Origin of the sequence: Acidiphilium sp. JA12-A1 (assembly GCF_000724705.2) — a bacterium.
GTDB classification, from domain to species: Bacteria; Pseudomonadota; Alphaproteobacteria; order Acetobacterales; family Acetobacteraceae; genus Acidiphilium; species Acidiphilium multivorum.
Map to the genome: position 1 here is coordinate 1 of NZ_JFHO01000159.1, position 552 is coordinate 552.

Here is a 552-nt window from a genome sequence, read left to right on the forward strand (position 1 = left end):
GCCGCCGCCTCGGCGCGGGCGAGAACGGTCTCGGCCAGCATGCCCGCCGTGGCGCGCTGGGCGATCAGCGCCTGCGCCTGCCCGGCCTCGCGGGCCGCGAGGCGTTGCAGCCGCGCCGCGCGCCGGTCCAGCCACAAGGTCAGCAGCGCATCGCGCACCGCCGACCGCTCCCGCCAGGCAGCGGCGGCGATGACATCGCGGGCGGCGGCCTCGCGCGCCCGCGCCGCCGCGATCCCGGCCTGCCGCGCGCCGAAATTCGCGACCAGGAACTGGATCACCGGCCCGACCTTGATCGGCGAGGGCACCGGCTGGGTGGCGTTGAAGGTCGGCGACAGCGACAGCGTCGGGTTGGGAAGCTGGCGCGCGCGCACGACCTGCCCGGCCGCCACGTCGGCTTCCGTGGTGCGGATCCTGAGGTCCGGCCGCTCGTAGACGGCGACCAGCGTCAGCGCCCGCAGGCCGAAACGCCCGTGCGGAGGCTCGCCCATCGCGTCGAGAAACCGCACGAGGCCGGGCTGGTCGAGCCGGCGGGCGGTCAGCGCGGCGGCGGCG

The 552-nt window shown here is 77.4% G+C and carries 1 protein-coding gene; it reads right to left on the bottom strand.

Translation table 11 applies throughout. The features are described 5' to 3' along the window. Window positions 1-552, bottom strand: a 552-nt coding sequence (locus tag RT91_RS18875) for a TolC family protein (protein ID WP_035189255.1), incomplete at both ends; no start/stop codon positions are given.